The organism is Candidatus Megaera venefica (assembly GCF_034554655.1).
GTDB lineage: Bacteria > Pseudomonadota > Alphaproteobacteria > Rickettsiales > Rickettsiaceae > Megaera_A > Megaera_A venefica.
Genome location: NZ_JARJFB010000147.1, coordinates 1 through 4071 on the forward strand (window position 1 = coordinate 1; position 4071 = coordinate 4071).

The window sequence follows — 4071 nt, forward strand, 5'->3', positions numbered from 1 at the left end:
CTTCAGACACATCAAGATCTTGCTGCAAATATTCATAACCACAAAAATATTGCCAATAAATATTTTCCTTTAGCTCTTCCTCTGTAAACGAATCAGAACCGTTGTACATAGCTTGAAGCATTGATAGTGCTAGCATTACTCTATGATCTTTCTTATTTCTACCAAATTGCTTGATTTCAATGTTAGGCAATGCTCTGGCTTCAAGTTCAGACCAATTTACTAAATCCCTTAGTTTATATAACTTGTTTTTAGGATTTAGTTTTGTAGATAATTTCTCTTCAAATAACCTTTCTTGTTTTTGGAGAAAAGTAATATTTTCTATAGGCATAATTTTAAAATCCGTAAGCTTTATGCGGTAATTATACCATTTTCTTATGGATTTTGTAAGCTGTTTATGACATGAAACCCCTTGTTAATTCAGGCGGGGAGAGTTTTGACGGAGGGACTTAGTAGTGAATGCCGTAGAACTACCAAGGGCTATGCTTGAAATAACTTCTAAAGTACCACGCAATATTATCATTATTCCCCACCCAGTCGCCAGTATAGATATGGAGTATGATGCAATTATGATTGAATATATAAAATATACCATTACCCTCATGGCACAATATCTTGGTTATAAAAGAGAACTCAACCTACCCTATATTTGAGGGGATGTTTTTGATTAACTTGAATTACAAAGAAGGTCTTTAAGTTAAATCCAGTAACAGTCTGTTTTAGTTCAAGATAATTGTATTGTGTTAGGATGGCTATTACACCGTTATCCCGGGCTTGATCCATGGTCTTCTTTTTGGCTGCTGAGATAAAGGAGTATCCTAATATCTGCGTTCAGGCGGACATAGAGCATCGTTTAGACCAATACAAAACCATACAACTTCTCATTAATAGATCAACTACCTATTTTTACTTGATCTTTGCGTATGTTTTTTTTGATGATGGTTCGGAGTTTTTACCTTAGAAGACGACTTAGCTGAAATATTTTCACTTACTTGTTTAGTTAATTTAGCAGCTATTTGACTTAATTTACTAGTATTACGAGCGCTAGGTTTGTTTTTCTCTACGAGCGGCTGATCTTCCATACCAGGCTTGTTAATAACAATTTTTGTAGGGTTATTTAATTTAGAATACGGACTTTGCCCTCTACCAGCATCTTTGATTAGGCTAAAAGCCATTTTGGCTGCTCTTACAAAAATATTTCTACTAGTAATGATCGCTTTCTCGGAAACACAAATTTTATCTTTTATTTCAGTAAATCTTGTCTTAATTTGTTCTGGCGACATAGAGGAGTAATTTTTATCGCTAATCAATTCCTTAAGGGCCATAGTTTGAATACGTTGTTCTCTTACCTGCGCTCTAAGATCTTTAACATTATTATAACCAGGCGTATCTGCTTTATCTCGCTCCGAGTCTATTTGTTTCTTTAGATCATGACGAACTGTATCAACGTTAACTGTAGCTTTAGCTTCCATTCCAAAAGAAAAAAGAGTAATTACCACACCGGCAATTTTTACTGCAAGAGCTACACCAGCCGTGGCAATACTATTTGCTATAGCAAGTCCAATATCTAACCCTTGCTTTAACAGTGCTTTTCCTACACTCTTGGCAACAATTTTACTTTTAGACGTATCTTGAGCAAGCCTCTGGGTTACAGACTTTTTTCCCTCCCTTGGTTCAGGCTGAAATAGTTGATCTTTTAATATATTTGCAAGTTTTGGATCATCCTTTAATATATTTACTTGCTGTTCTTTTGCGTCTCTATTTTTAACTAATAAATTATTTTCTTTTTCAAGATGTCGAAGGCTTCTGGCCTGCATCATGTCTGTTCCTACCTTTATTGCCACGCTAGTAAACGCTATACCTGCTAACACCCCCACAACCACTGGCCCAAAAGGTGTAGCAGTCACCCCTGCTAAAGCTAAAATAGCAAAAGTAACGGTTAATCCGTTAGCAACAGCATTGCTTGTCAATATTTTAAAAATATGTGTTTCGGAAATATAAGACCATGCAGCTTTTATATTTTCTCCTACAAAACCAAGAGCTAGTCTTACTAGAGATTTTTTTTTCTTTGGCTTAGGTTTAATTATATCAACAGGAGAAGACGTAGTATCAGGATTAGTTGGCTCTTCAGAGGGTCCCTCATTTTGTTTTTCAATCATTCAGTCACCTCTAGAGTGCTACTTCTGTATTAAAACCAAACCAGATATTACAAGATATAAGTTCTTACTATAATTTAAATTTCTACTATGCTTTTTGCTACCCAAAGCTGGATTAAAAAGTTAAGAATTAATGCTTTTTGTCTTTTGATGAGGAAATACAAAGGCCTAAGTAATAGCGTAATTCAAATTAACTGGCCTACGAACACATGGCATAATTGCAAAAGAATCATCCCCCTCAACTGCCACGCAAGGACTTTTGATTTCATAAGGCGGACTAGGTGTACAAGATATTGCTCCTAAAAGAACGATAGCTATACAAAAACTCTTTATAAATTGCGACATAATTCCCAAATTATCTAAACATATAAATACTACTTGAAATAGTAGCTATTAAATTCAACTTATTGCGACATTAACAGTACCCTGATTTATAACTTAAAAAAACAAAATCCATTGTCAGAAATTTTATTTGCTATTTGAATCAGTGCTATTTGTTGCAATTATACTACCTAGGTTAAACCTTAAGAAGACGTTTAATATGTCACATGAATTATACTTTTTAGCAAAAAATAAATAGTTCTACTCCTAAAATAAAATGGCTCATTGACAGAATATATATAAAAATCACTATATTAGCATAGTACCAGTTCATATTATAAAATGATTAAAATAATCAGCATATTATCCACGGTAATATTTATTTCTTCTTGTTCAAATTATTATAATGGAAAAACATCAGATCATTTTGATGGAAAGCGTTTTTTTGATCCTGAATTAAGCGATGAAAAAACATTTGGTTCATTTTTGAAATGGCAATTCACCAGAAAACCAGCACAATGGCCCCAGCGAATTGAGGTTGAAAATTACAATGTTCCACCTAGAAATGTGTATGGCGATGATTTACGAATCACTAGTGTAGGTCACGTTACTTTCTTAATTCAAACACAAGGAGTAAACATTTTAACCGATCCCGTTTGGTCAAAACGTGCGAGCCCCGTTACTTTTGCTGGTCCAAAGCGGGTGATCGATCCAGGTATTAAGTTTGAGGACTTACCGCCAATTGACATCGTGTGGGTAAGTCATAATCATTACGATCACCTAGACCTCCCAACTATTCAACGTTTGTGGCAATCACATAAACCAAGGATAATAACACCTCTTGGCAATGATACGATAATAAAATCAATGAATCCCGAAATTAACGTTGAGTCGTATGACTGGGAAGATTCTGTTTTTATTAATGATAATATTAAACTACATCTAAGTCCAATGCAGCACTGGTCATCCCGTAATATATTTGACCGTAACAAAGCACTTTGGGCCGCCCTTACTTGAAACTAAAGGTGGTAATATTTATTTTGTGGGAGACTCCGGTTATGGAGAAGGACGTTATTTTAAACGTGATAAAGAAAAATTTGGTAATTATCGTCTCGCACTTATACCAATGGGTGCATACGAACCACGCTGGTTTATGAAATACGCGCACATGAACCCTGAAGAATTTGTACTTAGTCATATTGATCTTGGCAGACCATTTTCGATCCCTTCTCATTATGACGTTTTCAAACTAACCGACGAAGCTATAGGGGATGCTTCTAAAGCACTAAAAGAAGCAATACAAAAGCACAAAGTAGGAGATATAAAAGAATTGAAAATAGGCGAAGCTTTAATGGTTCCGAAGTAAATTTTCCTCCACCTATAACTCGTATAAACAAGATGTTTTGACTTTATTATTACTAACTTATACTTCCACCTGTATATTATGATCGGCTCCCCATAATATTGTTTGTTTATATTTAACTTATAGACTTACCTTCCATTATTTTGACTTATCTTTAAAAAGAGTTCTCTTGAATTTTATTAGAAAAGTTATTTACGATAAAACCCCGTTAATCTTAATTCCATAGTGTTGTAT

6 protein-coding genes are annotated in these 4071 nt (G+C 34.5%); 3 read left to right on the forward strand and 3 right to left on the reverse strand.

Translation table 11 applies throughout. The annotated features are described in order from the left end of the window. The coding region (locus Megvenef_RS07735; protein WP_322776028.1) for a transposase at positions 1-328 on the reverse strand (328 nt) is incomplete at its 3' end. 124 nt (positions 329-452) lie between these two features. Here Megvenef_RS07735 and Megvenef_RS07740 point away from each other — a divergent pair. After that, positions 453-650 carry a hypothetical protein gene (locus Megvenef_RS07740; protein WP_322777382.1) on the forward strand — a complete coding sequence of 66 codons (198 nt, stop codon included), beginning with the start codon at positions 453-455 and terminating at the stop codon, positions 648-650. Positions 651-893: 243 nt separating this feature from the next. Here the strand turns inward: Megvenef_RS07740 and Megvenef_RS07745 are convergent, their stop codons facing one another. Together Megvenef_RS07745 and Megvenef_RS07750 are read right to left on the reverse strand one after the other, a co-directional pair. After that, positions 894-2156: a hypothetical protein gene (locus Megvenef_RS07745; RefSeq protein ID WP_322777383.1), complete on the reverse strand. Its 1263-nt coding sequence runs from the start codon at positions 2154-2156 to the stop codon at positions 894-896. A gap of 165 nt (positions 2157-2321) precedes the next feature. Then, positions 2322-2498 (reverse strand): DUF2706 domain-containing protein, encoded by a 177-nt coding sequence (locus Megvenef_RS07750; RefSeq protein WP_322777384.1) that lies wholly within the window; start codon positions 2496-2498, stop codon positions 2322-2324. Between the two features lie 318 nt (positions 2499-2816). Between Megvenef_RS07750 and Megvenef_RS07755 the strand changes: the two genes are divergently transcribed. Together Megvenef_RS07755 and Megvenef_RS07760 are read left to right on the forward strand one after the other, a co-directional pair. After that, a complete protein-coding gene (locus tag Megvenef_RS07755; protein ID WP_322777385.1) occupies positions 2817-3491 on the forward strand; it encodes an MBL fold metallo-hydrolase in 675 nt (224 codons plus the stop codon). A gap of 25 nt (positions 3492-3516) precedes the next feature. Further along, positions 3517-3840, forward strand: a complete 324-nt coding sequence (locus Megvenef_RS07760) for an MBL fold metallo-hydrolase (RefSeq protein ID WP_322777386.1) — start codon at positions 3517-3519, stop codon at positions 3838-3840. Positions 3841-4071 lie beyond the last annotated feature (231 nt).